Genomic DNA, 18,559 nt, shown 5'->3' on the forward strand with positions numbered 1-18,559 from the left:
GCTGATGACTGGACGGTTTCTCCCGGAGCCCACCGGCCCCGAGATCACCCCTGGCCTTTACGCGGCTAGCGCCTGCACCACATCGTCCACCACCGCCTTGCCCATGGCGGTCAGGTAGTGCGCGGCCCAGGCGTGGCGATCGCTGTCTTTGCTGTAGGCGGCGTCCTCGGCAAACGCCTTGGCCAGGGACAACAGGTCGGAGGCTTGGGCCAGGGCGTCGCCAATGGGCAGGCCGGGACTGACCTGGAACAGCGGGCGTTCCGAGCAGTAAAGGAAAGTGCTTAAGCCGATAGTTTTCAGATCTGACAGTTGAGGCAGGTTCGCATTGTTCATGGTCCAACTCCTGAATTCGAGGAGCTACCACGTTCGTTTCCACGCGAATGGGTGGCAGCTGTGCGCAGGTTGGAAAACCGGGAACCCAGGGAACCGGCAGACCCGAAGGTCTCCCACGCACAGCTGCCATAACTGATGAATTGCAGGTGCTAAATTCGCCTGCAATCACTATGGGGTGCTAGTTGCCCAGATTCTTCGGGTTTCCAAGCCCGGTCACTGAATGCTCAGCGACTCCCGTAGCCTAGCCTGTCGAAGCCAAGGCCAACAAGGCAGCAAAGTGCCCAAAACGCACCCCTTACGCCAGTCTCGGAGTTTGCCTACAAGCTGCGCGGGAGTCATCCGCAATTAAGCCGTCTTCAGCGGGACAGCTGATGTAAAAAAGCCCCAGCAGCTTCAAGGCTGCGGGGGCTTTTGTGCGGCGAAGCTCAACTCACTCTTGAGCGCTAGCCTGATCCTTGGCCTGGCGCTTCTCGATGGCATCCACCAGGCGCTTGGCCAGTGCCGGGTAGTTCTCATCGAAGTGATGGCCGCCCGGCAGCTTCATGGCTTCACCGACCGCAGTCTTGTCGGTGCAGCCGCTTTCGTCGACTTCTTCCTCACCGTAGATGCACACCACCTTGGCGGCGGGCAGCTTGGCCATTTCCGGGCCGGTGGCAGCTTCCTTGCCGGCATTGCCCAGCCAGCCTTCGACTTCGATCTCGAAGCTGCCGGTACGGGCGAAGGCCAGCAGGATAATGGCGTCGACCCGCTGCTGCTCGGCTTCCGGCAGGCGGTTGTAGATCGCCGGCAGCACGTCGGCGCCGAAGGAGTAGCCGGTCAGCACGAAGCGCTTGGTGCCCCACTTCTGCCGGTAGTGCTGCATCAGTTCGGTGAGGTCAACGGCGCTTTGCTCAGGCGTCTTGTGCTGCCAGTAGTAGCGCAGGGTGTCGATGCCCACCACCGGGTAGCCGATCTTGGCCATCTCGCCGGCCACGTCGCGGTCCAGGTCGCGCCAGCCGCCGTCGCCGGAGAGGAACAGGGTCACGGTGTCCTTGGCCTGGCCGGCCGGGACTTCCACCACGGGAATGTTCAGGCCGCCGTTTTCAGAACCCACCAGCAGCTTGCGCAGCTCGTTGTTCAGCACTTGGGGCAGGTGGATGTCGTAGTCGCTGATGCTGGTGGTGGCGTTGGGGTATCACGCACGAAGCCGGCACTTTCGTCATCCGGGTTGTCGTTCCAGGCCACCAGCCAGTGGCCGTGGGCCAGGGTCTTGGGCAGTGGATCGGTGCAGCCGGGCGCCGGGTTGATGGTGAAGCCTACCGACACGGCCTGGGCCTTGTCGTCGTTCTGGGAGGCGATCCAGCGCCAGGCCAGGGCGGCGCCAGGGCCGATGCCGCTGACCAGGGTGGCCGGGCCGTTGAGCTGGGGCAGGGCGCTTTGCAGGGCTTGTTCCTGCAGTTTGCAATCGTCCTTGGGCAGGATCACCTGGACGATCTGCGCCGCGCCGCTGCGGCTCAGGGCCAGCAGTTGCTTGTCGGTCAGGGTGGAATCAGGCAGCACCGCCACCACCACCCGGGCCTTGGCCTTGGCGCCTGGGGTCACTCGGGTCAGGGTCGAACCGTCGGCCTGGGTCAGTTGTTCCAGGGTGGGTTCAGGGGCGGGACGGTTCCACCACCAGTAGCCGCCACCCGCAATCAAAGCCAGCACCACCAGTGTGGCCAGCAGATACCGCCAAGAGCGTTGAATCATCAGCGTTTCACCAATCCAGTCAGGCCGCCTGCGATCAGGGCGGCGGTGTCGGCCAGTGCCACCAGCGGGTCGAGCCCGGCCGGCACGGCCATGTAACGGGGTTCCCAGTCGGGCTGGAACTTGTCTTTGAAGCGGCGCAAGCCTTGGAAGTTATACAGTTGCTCGCCACGGCGGAAGACCATCGAGCCGAGGCGTTGGGTCAGCGGCGCGCCACGCCGGGGTTGCAGGCCGGACAGCGGCACCATGCCCAGGCTGAAGCGGGCGTATCCATGATTTTTATAATGCTGGATCAGGCCGACCATCATGAACTCCATGGTCAGCTTCGGCGCGTCCGGGTGCGCGCGCATCAAGTCGAGACTGGCCAGGTCATGGCTGTAGGTCTCGAGCAGGTTGGCGAAGGCCACCGGGCGTCCTTCAAAACGGATGATGGCGATGCGGAAGTGCTTGAGGTAGTCGTCGCTGAAGCGCCCCAGGGAGAAGCCTTTCTCGCGGACATTCTTGCCGGTCAGCCAGGCATCTGAGATCACTTTCAGCTCGTCCATCGGCGCTTGCCCCGGCTCGTGGATCTCCAGCGACAGGCCGTCGCGGGTGCCGCGGTTCCAGGTGTAGCGCAGGTCCTTCATCTCCTTGCCCTTGGCTTCCAGATCAAAGCGCTTGAGGTCGACCCGGGCTTCTTCGCCGAGCTTGATCGCGGTCAGGCCGATGTCCATGTAGTAGGGCAGGTTTTCCGCCCGTACCTGGTAGAACACCGGGCGCGCGTGGTGCAGGTCGCACAGGTCGCGGAACTGCCAGATCATTTCCGCGCGCTGCTGGGTCGGGCCGATGGGGTCGTACAGCGCCACCAGGCTGCGGCCGCGGCGAGCGTACATCAGGAAGGCATCGTCGTTGGGGTGGAACAGCAGCGCCTTGTCACCGGTCAGGGCTAGGCCACCATCGGGTTGGGACGAGGCCATGAGGATCTTCGCGGCCTTGTCCAGCTCGTCGCTGGTGGGTAGGTGGATGACTGGGCGTGCGGTACGCAGCAGCCAGGTCAGGGACACCACCAGCAACAGCACCGCAGCTCCCAACAGCGAGCGCAGGCCCCGGGGGGCGTCGGCGTCGAGGGTGAACTGCCACCACAGTTGGTGGCTGTAGGGCACGTCCTGATAGGCGAACAGCAGCAGCCAGATGGAGGCCCCGAGCACGCAGACGCTGGCCACCAGGTACAGCGGCGAGAAGGGCAGTTCGGTGAGGCGGCTGGGGCGATAGAACGAGCGCCGGAACACCGCCAGCAGGCTGGCGGTGAGGGTCATCAGGCAGGCTTCTTCCCAGTCAAAGCCTTTAAGCAGCGAGAGCAGGGCGCCCACCAGCAACAGAATGGTGGTGAGCATCCAGGCGGCGGACAGGCGCCGGCGCAGGCCTTGGGCCAGCAGCAGGCAGAGCACGCCGATCAGACTGGCGCCGAAGTGTGAAGCGTCCACCAGACGGTGGGGAATCAGGAAGCCGATGTGCTGCAGGCGGGTATCGATTTCCGGGGTGGCGCCGGAGAACAGCAGCACCACGCCTGAGAGGAACACCAGCACCGCCAGGATCGGCGCCGCCAGGCCGGAAGCTACCCGCAGGGATTGCCGGGTCTGGAACAGGCGCTGGGCTTCGTTGATCAGCAGCAGGACGCAGGCCACCAACATCGGCAGCACCACGTAGATCAGGCGATACAGCAGCAATGCGGCCGCCAGGGGTGCGGCGCCGAGCTTGTCGGCAAACGCCGCCAGCAGGATGGCTTCGAACACCCCGACGCCGCCGGGCACATGGCTGAGCACACCGGCGGCCAGGGCCAGCAGGTACACCAGCAGGAAGGCGCCGAACGGCGGTGCCTCGGGCAGCAGCAGGTAGAGCACGGTGGCGGCTGCAGCGACGTCCAGGGCGGTGATGATCAGTTGCAGGAAGGTCAGGCGGCGTCCAGGCAGGCGCAGGGTGCGACGTCCGACCCGGACCAACAGGTTGTCGCGCAGGGGCTGTTCCGGCAGGCGTCGGCGATAGATACCGACCGCCAGTACCGCGCCCAGCAGAAGAATAGCCAGGGCAATGCCGGCCAGCAGGCTTTCAGGCAGGCGCAGGGCCGCCGAGGCTGCCGGCAAGTTGCTCAGGGTGGCCAGGGCCGCCAGCGGTGGCAAGGCACAACCCAGAGAGAGGCTGGCAAACAGGGTCATGTGCGCGACGTCGGAGGCCCCCAGCCCGTGACGTGCGTACAGGCGATAACGTACCGATCCACCGGACAGCAGCGACAGACCAATGGCGTTGCCAATGGCGAAAGCGGTGAAGCCGCCCAGGGCCAGGGTGCGGCCGGGCAGGTTGACCCCGGCGTAACGGCTGGCGGACCACTCGTACCCCAGCAGAATAATGAAGCCGACGATGGTCGCGCCCAGGGCGCCGAGCAGGGCCGGCTTGGGCACTTCGAGGATCGAGTCGTGCAGGGCGTAGAAATCCAGCTCGCTGAGCAGGTGACGGCAAGCGATCAGGGCAATGGCGAACAGCAGCAGGGTTATGGCCAGGCCCAGGGGTTGGCGGTACTTGCTCAACAGGTCCAGCCAGCGCAAGCGAGTGGCTGTCACAGGTTGAGTGGCGGTAGTGGTATCGCTGTCTTGTGAATCAGACGTGTTGGCGCGCATCAATCACCTCGTGGATTGTGCGCGACAGGATGGGGGTATCCAGCCAAGTTACCAATCCCTGTAGGAAAAATAGTTTCAAATATTAACGCGTCTCACCGTGGCCCGGCGACCCTGGGCAATGGCCACCGGGTGGTCGCTCGAGACAGAGCATAGCTCGCATCTTGAAGGGTCGAAGCATCGCTAACGGCTCGCAACACTTTGCCAGGTCATTGTTGCGAAAGGACTTTTTCAACAGATACAAAAAAGGCCACTCTTTCGAGCAGCCTTTTTTGATGTTTGGTTGCGGGAGCCGGATTTGAACCGACGACCTTCGGGTTATGAGCCCGACGAGCTACCAGACTGCTCCATCCCGCGTCTGTGTGGCGGCATTCTACAGGCGAACGACCGAGTGTCAACCGTTAATGGTCCAATAGGTCAAATAAACGTCGAATGGCCAGTTCTGTCTCTTAAGTCATCGACAGCTAAAGAGTTTTGCCTGTGCCATGTTTGAGAGGGAGTAGTACAAAACAGGCACGCACAAAAAAGGCCACTCTTTCGAGTAGCCTTTTTTGATGTTTGGTTGCGGGAGCCGGATTTGAACCGACGACCTTCGGGTTATGAGCCCGACGAGCTACCAGACTGCTCCATCCCGCGTCTGTGTGGCCGAATTGTACAGAGCTGGCAGATCCTGTCAATCATTAAATTTTGAAAATTGCTTCCGGTTCAATCGCTTAGCTTCCTTGAAGGGGCTTTTCGGAAGGCTCGGGCCTAGCTAGAACGGGGCTTGCAGCTCTATTGAAGGCGTTGTTGTCATTGAGCAAATAAATTCAGCCGGGCCTGATGAAGGTCAGCGCGAAGATGCAAGGTACTGGTGCTATATACAGGTGTCGGTAGATACTTGCCTTCTGCTTTCATTGCGACCTGTGCCTTCCATGATCTCTGCCTTTATATGATGCAGCGCAAAATCATCCACATTGACTGCGATTGCTTCTACGCCGCCATCGAAATGCGCGACGCCCCGCACCTGGTCAGCAAGCCGCTGGCGGTGGGCGGGTCAGCGGATCGACGGGGGGTGATTGCTACCTGCAATTATGAGGCGCGGGCCTATGGGGTGCGCTCGGCCATGTCCTCCCGGCACGCCCTGACCCTGTGCCCGGACCTGGTGATCGTCAAGCCGCGCATGGAGGCCTATCGGGAAGCTTCCAAAGAGATCCATACGATCTTTCGCGACTACACCGACCTGATCGAACCCCTGTCGCTGGACGAGGCCTACCTGGATGTTTCCGAAAGCCCGAGCTTTGCCGGCAGCGCCACGCGTATCGCCCAGGACATTCGCCGTCGGGTTTCCAATCAGTTGCACATCACCGTGTCGGCCGGGGTGGCGCCGAACAAATTCCTGGCGAAAATCGCCAGTGACTGGAAAAAGCCCAACGGCCTGTTTGTGATCACCCCTGACCAGGTGGAGGATTTCGTCTCCGAGCTGCCAGTGAGCAAGCTGCACGGCGTGGGCAAGGTCACGGCGGACAAGCTGGGGCGCCTGGGCATTGTCGACTGCCTGCAATTGCGGGACTGGAGCAAGCTGGCGCTGGTGCGCGAGTTCGGCAGTTTTGGCGAGCGCCTGTGGAGCCTGGCCCGGGGCATCGATGAGCGGCCAGTGCAGAACGATAGCCGGCGGCAGTCGATCAGCGTGGAGAATACCTACGACGTGGACCTGCCGGATCTGGACAGTTGCCTGCAGAAGTTGCCGGAACTGATGGAGATCCTGGCGGGGCGCATGGCGCACATCGACAGCAGCTACCGGCCGGGCAAGCCTTTCGTCAAAGTGAAGTTTCATGATTTTACCCAGACCACCCTGGAACAGGCGGGGGCGGGGCGTGACCTGGAGAGTTATCGGCAATTGCTGACCCAGGCCTTCAAGCGCGGCGGCAAGCCGGTGCGCCTGCTGGGAATTGGCGTGCGTCTGCAGGATATGCGCGGCGGTCATGAACAGCTGGAGCTGTTCCGAGGGGGTGTGTAGGGGCTGGCCGGTTGCGATCCATCCGAGGCATCGCTTTCGCCGGCAAGCCGGCTCCTACAGGGGGTCAGTTGCTGCCGGGGTCGGCCACCAGGCGGCCGGCATTCTTGGTCAGGGACTTGAGGAACTCGTTCTGCAGCTCCGGATCGTTGCGGGTCAGCTCGATCAGGCTTTGCTCCAGTTCGCTGGCTTCTTCCTCCAGGCCCAGCTCCGACAGGCGCTTGACCCGGTGCACCCACTGGCTCACCTCATCATCTTCCAGGTCGTCGTAGATCAGTGCATGGGCTTCCTGCAACTTGCTGCGCAGGCCGCTGCTGATGCTCAGGGAGGAGTCCGAATGCACTTCGTCCTGAGCGTCTTCGACACTGATCTGCAGCTTGCCGATGTGATTCAGGTCCTGCTCGGAAAACGGATTGTCCAGCAGGTTCAAGCGCAGCACGCCATTGCGGTCGGTGCTCAGCTCGTAGGTCTGCTTGCCGGCCTTGACCTGCACCGGACGCTCGCTCCATGGCAGGCTCGAATACTCCAGGCGCTTGTCGCGCTGGACTTCATCGATGGCTGCCAGGTTCTGCTGGGCACGGCCATGGGACGGCATGTTCATGAACGGGTTGAGTCCGGACACGCCGTAGCTGATCCAGTCCTTGGTCACGCTGTCCGGCAGGTTGCCCAGGGCGAACACATTGACCACATTGGCCCCGACGCCCGCCACCAGTGCCACCGCGCCCAGCGGGATCTCGTAGATCTCGCGCCAGGGTTGGTAGGGCGTGTAGCGATCGTAGCGGCGAGTGACCTCGAACTCGGTGACTTCGAAGGTCTTCTGTTCGTGAATGCGCACTCGGCGTTGCGGTAGCTCAAGCACCTTAGGCTCACCGACATCGATCTGCAGGCTGTGATCGAGCAGTTTGCGCTCGACACGTTCCTCGTGTTCGCTGCGTTGCGACATCTGGTTGGCACAGCCGCTGACCAGCAGGGCGCCGCATAAAGCGGCGCCCCCGAGGCTTAAGGTGTTTCGCTTGAACATGACTTCTCTATCTGGTTTCAGCGACGGATACGGGCTTGAAGGAAGGACAGTACGTCGGCCACGGGCAGTGCTTGCGCCTCGGCTTCGGTACGGCTCTTGTATTCCAGGTTGCCTTCGGCGAGGCCGCGGTCGCTGACCACGATCCGGTGAGGAATGCCGATCAGCTCCATGTCCGCGAACTTGATGCCCGGGCTGGTCTTCTTGTCACGATCGTCCAGCAGCACTTCGAAGCCGGCAGCGGTGAGTTCCGCGTAGAGCTTGTCGGTGGCTTCGCGAACCTGCTCGGTTTCGTAGCGCAGTGGCACCAGGGCAATCTGGAACGGCGCCAGGGTGTCGCTCCAGATGATGCCGTTGGCATCGTTGTTCTGCTCGATGGCAGCAGCCACCACACGGGATACGCCAATGCCGTAGCAACCCATTTCCAGGGTCACCGGCTTGCCGTTTTCGCCCAGCACTTCGCACTTCATCGCCTTGCTGTACTTGTTGCCCAGCTGGAAGATGTGCCCGACTTCGATGCCTCGCTTGATTTCCAGGGTGCCCTTGCCGTCCGGGCTCGGGTCGCCGGCCACCACGTTACGCAGGTCGGCCACGGTCGGAACCGGCAGATCGCGTTCCCAGTTGACGCCGAAGTAGTGCTTGTCGTCGATGTTCGCACCGATACCGAAGTCGCTCATCAGCTCGACCGAGCGGTCGATGATGATCGGCAGCGGCAGGTTCAGCGGGCCGAGGGAACCGGCGCCGGCGCCAATGGCGTCACGCAGTTCGGCATCGGACGCCATGACCAGCGGGCTGGCAACGCCAGGCTGGTTGGCGGCCTTGATTTCGTTGAGTTCGTGGTCGCCACGGATGATCAGGGCAATCAGCTTGCCTGGCTCTTCGGCGTGGACGATCAGGGTCTTGATGGTCTTTTCAATCGGCAGATTGAATTTTTCCACCAGCGCGGCAATGGTCTTGGTGTCTGGCGTATCGACCAGGCGCAGTTCTTCGGCTGGCGCTGGGCGCGAGGTTTCGCGAGGCACGGCCTCGGCCTTCTCGATGTTCGCCGCGTAGTCGGAGCCGTTGCTGAAGACGATATCGTCTTCACCGGATTCGGCCAGCACGTGGAATTCGTGGGAGCCGGCGCCGCCGATGGAGCCGTTGTCCGCTTCAACCGGGCGGAACTTCAGGCCCAGGCGGGTGAAGACATTGCAATAAGCCTGGTGCATGCGGTCGTAGGTGACCTGCAAGGACGCCTGGTCGGCGTGGAAGGAGTAGGCGTCCTTCATGATGAACTCGCGGCCGCGCATCAGACCGAAGCGTGGGCGGATTTCATCGCGGAATTTGGTCTGGATCTGGTACAGGTTCAGCGGCAGCTGCTTGTAGCTGCTCAGCTCATTGCGAGCCAGATCGGTGATCACTTCTTCGTGGGTCGGGCCGGCGCAGAAATCGCGACCGTGACGGTCTTTGAAGCGCAGCAGCTCCGGGCCGTATTCTTCCCAGCGACCGGATTCCTGCCACAGCTCAGCCGGCTGAGTGCTCGGCATCAACACTTCAAGCGCGCCCGCGGCGTTCATTTCTTCGCGAACGATGGCTTCAACCTTGCGCATCACCCGCAAGCCCATCGGCAGCCAGGTGTACAGGCCGGAAGCCAGTTTACGGATCATGCCGGCGCGCAGCATCAGCTGATGGCTGATCACGACCGCGTCGGAAGGCGTTTCTTTCTGTGTGGCGAGCAAATATTGACTGGTGCGCATGGTAGGCCGTTGTCGGTTGCTGAAGACTGGAAGTGACGGAGCATTGTACGGGCGAGTTCCGCTGGCGTACAGGATTGCGCTCGGAGGGGGCAGGGGCTACTGCGAAAAGTGCGCAACCCCCGGGATTTTCTAGGATTCTTCGCCGACTGCAGTGCTGTTGGCGGAGCTTTCGGGCTCGGGTTTCGGCCCGGCGCGGCGGCTCTCCTGGAACCAGTGAATGGCGATCAGGATCAGTGTCGGCACCCCGAGGATCGCGGTGATGAGAAAGAAGTCGTGATAGCCGAACTTTTCCACCATGACCCCGGAATAGCCGCCGATCAGGCGCGGCAGCAGCAGCATGATGGAACTGAGCAGGGCGTACTGGGTGGCGGAGAACTTGAGGTTGGTCAGGCTCGACAGGTAGGCGACAAAGGCTGAAGTGGCCATGCCTGAACTGAAGTTGTCCAGGGAAATGGTGACGATCAGCATCTTCAGGTTCGGGCCCATGTCGGCAAGCATGAGGAACAGCAGGTTGGTCCCGGCCGATGCGGCGCCGCCGATGAACAGGATCGGCAGGATGCCGAACCGCACGATCAGCAGGCCGCCCATGCCGGCGCCGAGCAGGGTCATGATCAGCCCGAAGATCTTGCTGACCCCGGCGATCTGGTCTTTGGTGAAACCCTGGTCGATGTAGAACACGTTGGCCATGACGCCCATGACCGTGTCCGACATGCGATAGGTGGCAATCAGCCCCAATAGCAGAAAGGCTTGCCAGCGATAGCGCAGGATGAAGTCGTTGACCGGCGTCAGCACCGGCGCCAGGCCCCGGCGGCCCATGGCCGAGAGGCACAGGGTGCTGAGGGTGATGTAGAGGATGGCCCGCAGGAAGGCGCGATCTTCCAGCAGCAGGTCCAGCAGGCTGACGCCGTCGAAGATCACGCTGGCGAAGTCGGTGTTGTACAGCTGGGTGAAGGTGGCGGGGATGGAAACCAGTAGCACGATCAGCACGAATACCGAGATCAACTGGTGAGCGAAGCTGTAGCGCCCGGCGGACAGTTGGGTGCGCAGCGGCACCGCGGGTTCACGCATCAGCAAGGTGGTGATCAGGGCCGGGATCATCAGCACCCCGAACAGCACGTAGGTGCCGGTCCAGGCCGAGTGCTTGTAGCTGAAACCGGTGGAGCCGAAGCCTTCGGCGAAAAACAGTGCGCCGGCGGTGGCCAGCAGCACGGCAACCCGATAGCCGGACATGTAACTGGCGGCCAGGGCGGCCTGGCGGCTGTCGTCGGCGATTTCCAGGCGGTAGGCGTCGATGGCGATGTCCTGGGTGGCCGAGGCGAATGCCACGATCACCGCAATGGCAATCAGCCAGGAAAGGTGCTTTTGCGGGTCGCAGAAACCCATGCCGATCAGGCCGAGAATCACCAGGGTCTGCGCCAGCACCAGCCAGGAACGGCGTCGACCGAGCTTGCCCAGGAGGGGCAGGCGCCATTGGTCGAGCAAGGGCGACCATACCCACTTGAAGGCATAGGCCAGGCCGATCAGGCTGGCGTAACCGATGGTTTCGCGGGCCACACCAGCCTCGCGCAACCACACCGAAAGAGTCGAGAACACCAGCATGTAAGGCATGCCGGCGGCGAAACCAAGCAGCAACAGCACGAGCGTCGAGGGGCTGGCATAGGCGGCAAGTGCGGCGCGCCAGGTTTTACGGGGCATGGGCTGAAGTCTGCCTCAGATTACGGAAACAAAGCGCGCACTCTAACCGCTGTGCTCCACCGGGCGCCAGCCATGGCGCTGAATATCCACGCGATTGTTCAGGATAGAGACACCTTCGCCACGCAGTCTGGCCCGCTGCTCGTTGCCCGAGGGACTGCCGGCCGGCAAGCTCAGGCGACCACCGGCGCCGAGCACTCGATGCCAGGGCAGGCTGGTGTCGGCGGGCAACTGGCTGAGGGTGCGCCCGACCCAGCGTGCCGCCCGCCCCAGGCCTGCCATCTCCGCCAGTTGGCCGTAGCTCACCACCCTGCCTTCGGGGACCTGGGCCAGGGTCAGGTACAGCGCCGTACGTCGGATCTGTGCAGGGCTTTGCGGCTCTTCGCTGTGTTCGGTCACATTCGCGGTTCCAGATAATAGAGGAGGGACGCTGGTCGGCTGTGGTGATCAAAGCCGGATGAGTATTGAACTCACTCTCAATACCCGGGTCAGTCCTGACTAAGGCTTGTTCAGCAGGAATAATGCCGTTTTTTTTCGCAAGATCGAGTCCTCTATTGCTTATGTTGCCTAGAACTTTGCTGTGTTTCGCGGTGCTCAGCGCCTCCATGCCTGTATTGGCCGATACCGTGTGGTTGAAGAACGGTGATCGCCTGAGTGGCAAGATCAAGGTGTTCGACGGCGGCAAGCTGTTGATCCAGACCGACTATGGCGGCGCCATCAATATTGACTGGAAGCAGGTCAAGACTCTGGAGAGCGACCAGGAGCTGCTGGTCAAGCAGGATGCCTACACCGGGGAGAAGGCCAAGTCGCTGCAGGCGGCGGACGAAGGCAAGGTGATCCTGGCCAACGGCGAGGCGCCCAAGACGGTGGAGCTGGCGAGCATCCAGCAGATCATGAAGCCCAAGCCGCTGGTGGAAGACATGGTCTGGAAAGGCAACGTCGATGTGGCCATGGACTACAAGCGCGCCGAAAAGAACACCGATGACTACGACATCGACTTCAAGACCTCGGCACGTCACGGGGCCTGGCGCCACAATGCCCAGGGCGAATACAACCGTGAGTTCCAGGATCATGTGGTGACTACGGATAATTGGAGCGCCGAGTACGCTCTGGACCGTTTCATCACGGAAAAGTGGTTCTGGGAAGGGCGCCTGACCTACAAGCGGGACAAGGTCGAGGACCTGGCGCGGCAGCGGGTGGTGGGTACCGGCCCCGGCTACCAGTTCTGGGATGATGAGCTGGGTGCGTTCTCCCTGGGCTCGCTGCTCAACCGTACCGATTACGAGTACGCCGATGGCGGCAAGGACAACTTCTATTCCCTGGCGATGAAGTGGGACTACAACCGTTACCTGATCGGCAAGCGGGTGGAGTTCTTCACCAATGGCGAGGTGGGGCGGCCGCTTTCGGGGGTGGCCGACTATGCACTGGATGCCGAGATGGGGCTGCGCTACAAGGTCACCGACTGGGCTTCGTTGAACCTCAAGGCGGAAAAAGACCTGATCCGCGGTACCGAAGATAGCGATCTGGACAAGACCCGCTACACCGTGGGCTTTGGCGTGACCTGGTAACCCGGGACGCATGGGCGCCTTTTCAACGAGGGCGCCGACAAAAGTGACGGGCACAAAAAAGCCCCGCTGTTGAGGGCGGGGCTTTTTTACTGGATCAGTACAAGTTAGATAACTTGAACTTCTTCAGCTTGCATGCCTTTCTGACCGCGGGTAGCGATGAAAGAAACCTGTTGGCCTTCTTTCAGGCTTTTGAAGCCGTCGGATTGGATAGCTTTGAAGTGTACGAACAGGTCGTCACCGGATTGTGGAGTGATGAAGCCGAAGCCTTTTTCATCGTTGAACCACTTAACGGTACCGGTTTGGCGATTAGACATGGTGTATCTCCTTGGACAAAGTTAACTGCGACTCAGGAAAAGCCCTGGCCGAGACTGAGTGCAAAGAGCAGGAAAAATTCTTGGAGATGGTTGGATCGAAATTCAACATCGTGTAGAGATTCTCAGTGACACAAGCAGCACAGTGGCGCCACCTTAACCCTTTTTCCTGAACGTGCCAATGGTCAGTGCGAAGGTTTCTCGGTTTTCGTGACTGACGGCGGGGCGCTCGTCGCCCAGCCCTTGAAAATCGTGGCGTGAGGCGAGAAAAACGTCCCAGACTTTGAACCCGACCTCGCGCCCCGGTAAGATGCCAGACCGTTTTTTTTCACCTCGCTATTTCAGGACACCCGCCATGAGCATCAAATCGGACAAGTGGATTCGCCGCATGGCGCAAGAGCACGGCATGATCGAGCCCTTCGTAGAGCGCCAGATGCGTGGCGAAGGCCAGGATCGGCTGATCTCCTTCGGGGTGTCGAGCTACGGCTACGACGTGCGTTGCGCCGACGAATTCAAGGTGTTCACCAACATCAATTCGGCCACTGTCGATCCGAAGAACTTCGATGAAAAGAGCTTTGTCGACATCAAGAGCGACGTCTGCATCATTCCGCCTAACTCCTTTGCCCTGGCACGCACCGTCGAGTACTTCCGCATTCCGCGCAACGTGCTGACCATCTGCCTGGGCAAGAGCACCTATGCCCGTTGCGGCATCATCGTCAACGTGACCCCGCTGGAACCCGAGTGGGAAGGCCACGTGACCCTGGAATTCTCCAACACCACCACCTTGCCGGCGAAGATCTACGCCAACGAAGGTGTGGCGCAGATGCTGTTCCTGGAGTCGGACGAAGAGTGCGAAGTGTCCTACAAGGACCGTGGCGGCAAATACCAGGGCCAGCGCGGCGTGACCCTGCCACGCACCTGAGTTCGTCTGTCTGACGAATAGCGGGAATTCCTGAGCCGGCAGGCACTCTATTGGAGGTACTGCCGGTACGCGCAAGGCGTACCCGGCACAGCTCAGGAGTGCCCTCATGAAGATAGATCCGCGAATCAGTGCCACCTTGGCCAGGCTGGAACCCAATCAGGTTGGCGTACTGGCCTGGACCCTGCTGGCGCATCCTCCCGTCAGCATGGCCGGTGGCATTCCCGGCCAGCCGGATCCCGATTCCCCGCAACCCCTTGAACCCACCGAGCCGGGCGAACCGACCCTGCCCGACGAGCCGCCTCCCGCGCCTGTCGCCTGAAGCCCGTACCGCGCCCGCCCGGCCCAGAGCCTGAACGGGCGCGGTACCGCTGTTACTTCAGGTTGCCGCTGAGAAACTGCTGCAAGCGCTCGCTTTTCGGGTTGCCCAGCACGTCCTCCGGAGCCCCTTCTTCTTCCACCAGGCCCTTGTGCAGGAACAGCACCTGGCTGGACACCTTGCGCGCAAAACTCATCTCGTGGGTGACCATGATCATGGTCCGCCCCTCTTCGGCCAGGCCCTGGATCACCTTGAGCACCTCACCTACCAGCTCCGGGTCCAGGGCCGAGGTGGGTTCGTCGAACAGCATGACCTCCGGCTCCATGGCCAGGGCCCGGGCGATGGCCACCCGTTGCTGCTGGCCGCCGGATAGAAACGCCGGGTACTGGCTGGCCACCCGTGCCGGCAGGCCGACCTTGTCCAGGTAACGCCGGGCGCGTTCCTCGGCCTCCCTGGGGCTGACCCCCAGCACCCGGCGCGGGGCCATGGTGATGTTTTCCAGCACGGTCATGTGGCTCCACAGGTTGAAGTGCTGGAACACCATTGCCAGGCGGGTGCGAATCCGCTGCAGCTCGGCCGGGTCGGCCACGTGCATGCCGTGGCGGTCGCTGACCATGCGGATCTGCTGGCCATCCAGGCTCATGGCGCCGTCATCCGGGGTTTCGAGAAAGTTGATGCAGCGCAGGAAGGTGCTCTTGCCCGAGCCGCTGGCGCCGATCAGGCTGATCACGTCGCCGGTCCTGGCCTTGAGGGAAACACCTTTGAGCACTTCATTGTCGCCATAGCATTTATGCAGGCCTTCAACGGTCAATTTGTACATGGGGGCGTGCATCCTCAAGGCGAAAGTAGGTAACCGCTGCGATAGGCCTCGCGACCGGCGACATGGGCGATCACCATGCCTGCGGTGGCCATGCGTCGCAGCGAGCGGGCGTACATGAGCCCGGCGTTGTTGCAATGGATGGGGGTGACCCGGTCGTGGATCGGGTCGATGATTTCGGCCACCAGTTGCCCGGCTTCCAGGTATTCCCCGGGCAGCGCGTTGAACACCAGCAGCCCGCCTACCGGGGTCGCCACCGGTTCGACGCCGGCCAGGGGCGTGGCCGGGAAGGGCAGCTCGGGCAGTGGCGGCGCTTCACCGGCGATGGCCCCAAGCCGGGTCAGGTAGTCGATCAGGGCCTGGCAGTCTAGGCTGGCCAGGCCGTGGTTGACGTCGCCCTGGCCGCGCAGCTCGACGGTCACCGCAAAGCTGCCTGTCGGGATGGCGAAACGCTCGCCGAAGCGCTGTTGCAGTTGCCACCACAGCAGGCTGAAGCATTCGTCGAACGACCAGGCCGCGGAGTCGGTGGCCAGCAGGCAGGCTTCGGCGCCCAGGTAGCGAGCCAGCGGCTCCACCCGGGGCCAGGCTTCGGGGGTGGTGTAGAGATGCGCCACAGCCTCGAAGTCGCAATGCAGGTCCAGCACCATGTCGGCATCGCAGGCCAGCCGTTGCAGGGTCAACTGCAGGGACTGCAGTTGGGTTTGCGGCCGCTGGCGCGCCAGGGCATCGATCAGGTGACGGCGGATCAGTTCAAGGTTGTGTTCAGGGTCGGCATTGAGCAGCCCTTCGATGGCATCGCCGACTTGTTCGCCCAGGTCGGCGAAGCCGCGGTTGAAGTTCTGCCCGCTTTCCAGCTGGTAGCGGCCCAGAGGCACATCCATCAGCACCTGTTCCAGGCCCACCGGATTGGCCACCGGCACCAGGACGATTTCCTGGCGCAGGCGCCCGGTGGCTTCCAGCTCGGCCAGGTGTTGCTTGAGGTGCCAGGCCACCAGCATGCCGGGCAACTCGTCGGCGTGCAGGGAGGACTGGATATAGACCTTGCCGGCGGCCTGGGGCGGGCCGAAGTGAAAGCTGTGGACCTGGCGCGCGGTGCCCGGCAGCGGGGCGAGCAGGTCGTGGATTTCGTGGCGCATTGACGGTTTTCCTGCAGCAAGTCCTAGTGGGTCGGCCCGAGGAAGGCCAGCCAGCGGCGTTCGGCGAGGCGGAACAGGCCCACCAGGGCGAAGGTCACGCACAGGTAGATGATGGCGGCGATGCCGAACGACTGAAATGTCAGGAAGGTCGCCGAGTTGGCGTCGCGGGCGATTTTCAGAATGTCGGGAATGGTCGCGGTGAAGGCCACTGTGGTGGAGTGCAGCATCAGGATCACTTCGTTGCTGTAGTAGGGCAGCGAGCGGCGCAGGGCCGAGGGCATGATCACATAGGCGTACAGCTTCCAGCCGCTCAGGCCATAGGCCTTGGCCGCTTCGACTTCGCCGTGGGCCATGCTGCGGATCGCCCCGGCGAAGATCTCCGTGGTGTAGGCGCAGGTGTTCAGGGCGAAGGCAAGGATGGTGCAGTTCATTGCATCGCGAAAGAACGCATCCAGGACTGGCTGTGCGCGAATCGCGGCGATGCTGTAGATCCCGGTGTAGCAGATCAGCAACTGGATATAGAGCGGTGTGCCACGAAACAGGTAGGTGTAGAACTGCACCGGCCAGCGGATGTAGCGCTTGGGCGAGACCCGGGCGATGGACAGCGGGATCGACACCAAAAAGCCGATGCAGATCGAGGCACTGAGCAGCCACATGGTCATGGCCAGGCCGGTCACGTGGTAGCCATCGCTATAAAGGAAGGGACGCCAGTATTCCTGCAGGAGTTCGATCATCGCACGGCCTCCCGGGCGCCGGCGGCGTAGCGCCGTTCAAGCCTGCGCAGGACAAAGTTGGAGGCACTGGTGATCAACAGGTAGATCAGCGCCGCCAGAACCAGGAAGTAGAAGAGTTGGTAGGTGCTCTTGCCGGCGTCCTGGGCAGCCTTGACCAGGTCGGCCAGGCCAATGATCGACACCAGGGCCGTGGCCTTGAGCATCACCATCCAGTTGTTGCCGATGCCTGGCAGGGCAAAGCGCATCATTTGCGGAAAGACCACGAAGCGAAAGCGCTGGCCGCGTTTCAGGCCATAGGCGGTGGCCGCTTCCACCTGGCCCCGGGGCACGGCAAGGATCGCCCCGCGAAAGGTTTCGGTGAAGTAGGCGCCATAGATGAAACCCAGGGTGATCACCCCGGCGCTGAAGGGGTTGATCTCGATGTAGTCCCACTCCATGAAATCGGTAAAGGAGGTCAACCAGGTTTGCAGGCTGTAGAAAATCAGCAGCATCAGGACCAGGTCCGGTACGCCGCGGATCAGGGTGGTGTAGAGCTGGGCCGGAACCCGCAGCAGGGCAACGCTGGACAATTTGGCGCTGGCGCCGATCAGCCCCAGCAAAACGCTGACCAGCAGCGACAACACCGACAACTTGATGGTCATCCAGGTACCTTCCAGCAGCAGAGGGCCGAAACCCTTCAGGCTGAGCGCGGAAAGCCCCAGGTTTTTTAGAAGTTCTTCGAGCATCGATCTGTGACCCGTAGCGATAAAAAAGGCGCCCATCGAGGATGGGCGCCGACAGGTTATTTACCGCTGTAGAGGTTCAGGTCACCGAAGTGTTTTTTCTGGATGGTGGCGTAGGTGCCATCATCGTGTAACGCTTTGATACCTTTATCCAGAAGCGCTTTCAGCTCTTTGTTACCTTTCGAGATACCCACCGCGGTCTTGGCCGGCAGCAGCGGGTCGTCCACCGGCTTGCTGATCTCATAGTCAGCGCCTTGCGGTGACTTGAGGAAGCCCAGTTCGGCCTGCAGCATGTCCTGGATCGAGGCATCGAGGCGCCCGGAAGTCAGGTCGGCATAGACCTGGTCCTGGTTCTGATAGGCCTGGGTCTTGACCCCGGCCTTGTCCAGCACGGCCTTGGCGTAGGCTTCCTGAATGGTGCCCTGCTCGTAGCCGACGGTCTTGCCCTTGAGCGAGGCGGTGTCTTCGCTCAGTCCCGAGCCTTTCTTGAACACGAATGCGGTGGGGCCGGAAAACAGTTCGTTGGAGAAGTCGATGACTTTCTCGCGAGCCGGGGTGACGGTCATGGACGAGATCACACCGTCGAATTTATTGGCCTTGAGGCCTGGAATCATGCCGTCGAAGTCACTTTCGACCCACTTGCACTTGACCTTCAGCTCGGCACAGATGGCATTGCCCAGGTCGATGTCGAAACCCACCAGGCTGCCGTCGGCGGCCTTGGATTCGAAGGGGGCGTAGGAAGGGTCGACGCCGAAGCGCAGTTCCTTGTATTCCTTGGCCAGCGCGGAGCCGGCGGCCATGCAGAGAGCCAATGCAGAAAGGGTCAGCAATGCTTTTTTCATTATTCAATCCCTAAGAACCAATATGAGCGCTTGTGGCGCATGA

16 protein-coding genes, 2 tRNA genes and 1 pseudogene are annotated in these 18,559 nt (G+C 61.9%); 4 read left to right on the plus strand and 15 right to left on the minus strand.

Annotated elements, in window-relative coordinates:
• Window positions 1-57: 57 nt before the first annotated feature.
• The 5 genes and pseudogenes from KI242_RS06625 to KI242_RS06645 form a co-directional block, all read right to left on the minus strand.
• Window positions 58-333, minus strand: coding sequence for a DUF3077 domain-containing protein (locus KI242_RS06625; RefSeq protein WP_015634384.1), 276 nt, complete (start codon window positions 331-333; stop codon window positions 58-60).
• Window positions 334-763: 430 nt separating this feature from the next.
• Window positions 764-2,061: pseudogene (locus KI242_RS06630) on the minus strand (AcvB/VirJ family lysyl-phosphatidylglycerol hydrolase).
• Window positions 2,061-4,709: a bifunctional lysylphosphatidylglycerol flippase/synthetase MprF gene (gene mprF / locus KI242_RS06635; RefSeq protein ID WP_212805999.1), complete on the minus strand. Its 2,649-nt coding sequence runs from the start codon at window positions 4,707-4,709 to the stop codon at window positions 2,061-2,063. Before mprF ends, KI242_RS06630 begins: the two are co-directional and overlap by 1 nt.
• A gap of 277 nt (window positions 4,710-4,986) precedes the next feature.
• A tRNA-Met gene (locus tag KI242_RS06640) sits at window positions 4,987-5,063 on the minus strand.
• Between the two features lie 202 nt (window positions 5,064-5,265).
• Window positions 5,266-5,342 (minus strand) — tRNA-Met (locus tag KI242_RS06645).
• Between the two features lie 295 nt (window positions 5,343-5,637).
• Here KI242_RS06645 and dinB point away from each other — a divergent pair.
• Window positions 5,638-6,705, plus strand: a complete 1,068-nt coding sequence (gene dinB / locus KI242_RS06650; protein ID WP_212806000.1) for a DNA polymerase IV — start codon at window positions 5,638-5,640, stop codon at window positions 6,703-6,705.
• A gap of 64 nt (window positions 6,706-6,769) precedes the next feature.
• Here dinB and KI242_RS06655 read toward each other — a convergent pair whose 3' ends face one another.
• The 4 genes from KI242_RS06655 to KI242_RS06670 form a co-directional block, all read right to left on the minus strand.
• A complete protein-coding gene (locus KI242_RS06655) occupies window positions 6,770-7,723 on the minus strand; it encodes a hypothetical protein (protein WP_011059599.1) in 954 nt (317 codons plus the stop codon).
• Window positions 7,724-7,740: 17 nt separating this feature from the next.
• Window positions 7,741-9,456, minus strand: coding sequence for a proline--tRNA ligase (locus KI242_RS06660; RefSeq protein ID WP_015634388.1), 1,716 nt, complete (start codon window positions 9,454-9,456; stop codon window positions 7,741-7,743).
• 129 nt (window positions 9,457-9,585) lie between these two features.
• On the minus strand, window positions 9,586-11,151 hold the full coding sequence (locus KI242_RS06665) for an AmpG family muropeptide MFS transporter (RefSeq protein ID WP_212806001.1): 1,566 nt from the start codon (window positions 11,149-11,151) through the stop codon (window positions 9,586-9,588).
• 42 nt (window positions 11,152-11,193) lie between these two features.
• Window positions 11,194-11,547: an MGMT family protein gene (locus KI242_RS06670; protein ID WP_183001409.1), complete on the minus strand. Its 354-nt coding sequence runs from the start codon at window positions 11,545-11,547 to the stop codon at window positions 11,194-11,196.
• Window positions 11,548-11,708: 161 nt separating this feature from the next.
• Here KI242_RS06670 and KI242_RS06675 point away from each other — a divergent pair, with 161 nt between their 5' ends.
• Window positions 11,709-12,716: a DUF481 domain-containing protein gene (locus tag KI242_RS06675; RefSeq protein WP_026020131.1), complete on the plus strand. Its 1,008-nt coding sequence runs from the start codon at window positions 11,709-11,711 to the stop codon at window positions 12,714-12,716.
• Window positions 12,717-12,820: 104 nt separating this feature from the next.
• Here the strand turns inward: KI242_RS06675 and KI242_RS06680 are convergent, their stop codons facing one another.
• Window positions 12,821-13,030 carry a cold-shock protein gene (locus KI242_RS06680; protein WP_002554837.1) on the minus strand — a complete coding sequence of 70 codons (210 nt, stop codon included), beginning with the start codon at window positions 13,028-13,030 and terminating at the stop codon, window positions 12,821-12,823.
• A 352-nt stretch (window positions 13,031-13,382) separates the two neighbouring features.
• Between KI242_RS06680 and dcd the strand changes: the two genes are divergently transcribed.
• The gene (gene dcd / locus KI242_RS06685; protein WP_011059604.1) at window positions 13,383-13,949 is read left to right on the plus strand and encodes a dCTP deaminase; all 567 of its coding nucleotides are present in this window, start codon (window positions 13,383-13,385) and stop codon (window positions 13,947-13,949) included.
• A gap of 106 nt (window positions 13,950-14,055) precedes the next feature.
• On the plus strand, window positions 14,056-14,268 hold the full coding sequence (locus KI242_RS06690; RefSeq protein WP_011059605.1) for a hypothetical protein: 213 nt from the start codon (window positions 14,056-14,058) through the stop codon (window positions 14,266-14,268).
• A 52-nt stretch (window positions 14,269-14,320) separates the two neighbouring features.
• Here the strand turns inward: KI242_RS06690 and KI242_RS06695 are convergent, their stop codons facing one another.
• Genes KI242_RS06695 through KI242_RS06715 form a run of 5 tightly spaced genes read right to left on the minus strand, consistent with a single transcriptional unit; the run spans window position 14,321 to window position 18,516 of the window.
• A complete protein-coding gene (locus KI242_RS06695) occupies window positions 14,321-15,085 on the minus strand; it encodes an ATP-binding cassette domain-containing protein (RefSeq protein ID WP_123430417.1) in 765 nt (254 codons plus the stop codon).
• A gap of 14 nt (window positions 15,086-15,099) precedes the next feature.
• Entirely contained in the window at window positions 15,100-16,218 is a 1,119-nt protein-coding gene (locus KI242_RS06700; protein WP_125062675.1) for a succinylglutamate desuccinylase/aspartoacylase family protein, read from the minus strand.
• Window positions 16,219-16,241: 23 nt separating this feature from the next.
• A complete protein-coding gene (locus KI242_RS06705; RefSeq protein ID WP_011059608.1) occupies window positions 16,242-16,952 on the minus strand; it encodes an ABC transporter permease in 711 nt (236 codons plus the stop codon).
• The gene (locus tag KI242_RS06710) at window positions 16,949-17,677 is read right to left on the minus strand and encodes an ABC transporter permease (protein ID WP_011059609.1); all 729 of its coding nucleotides are present in this window, start codon (window positions 17,675-17,677) and stop codon (window positions 16,949-16,951) included. Before KI242_RS06710 ends, KI242_RS06705 begins: the two co-directional genes overlap by 4 nt.
• 56 nt (window positions 17,678-17,733) lie before the next feature.
• Entirely contained in the window at window positions 17,734-18,516 is a 783-nt protein-coding gene (locus tag KI242_RS06715; protein WP_011059610.1) for a transporter substrate-binding domain-containing protein, read from the minus strand.
• Window positions 18,517-18,559: the final 43 nt, after the last annotated feature.

It is taken from the genome of Pseudomonas sp. Eqa60, assembly GCF_018326405.1.
GTDB lineage: Bacteria > Pseudomonadota > Gammaproteobacteria > Pseudomonadales > Pseudomonadaceae > Aquipseudomonas > Aquipseudomonas protegens.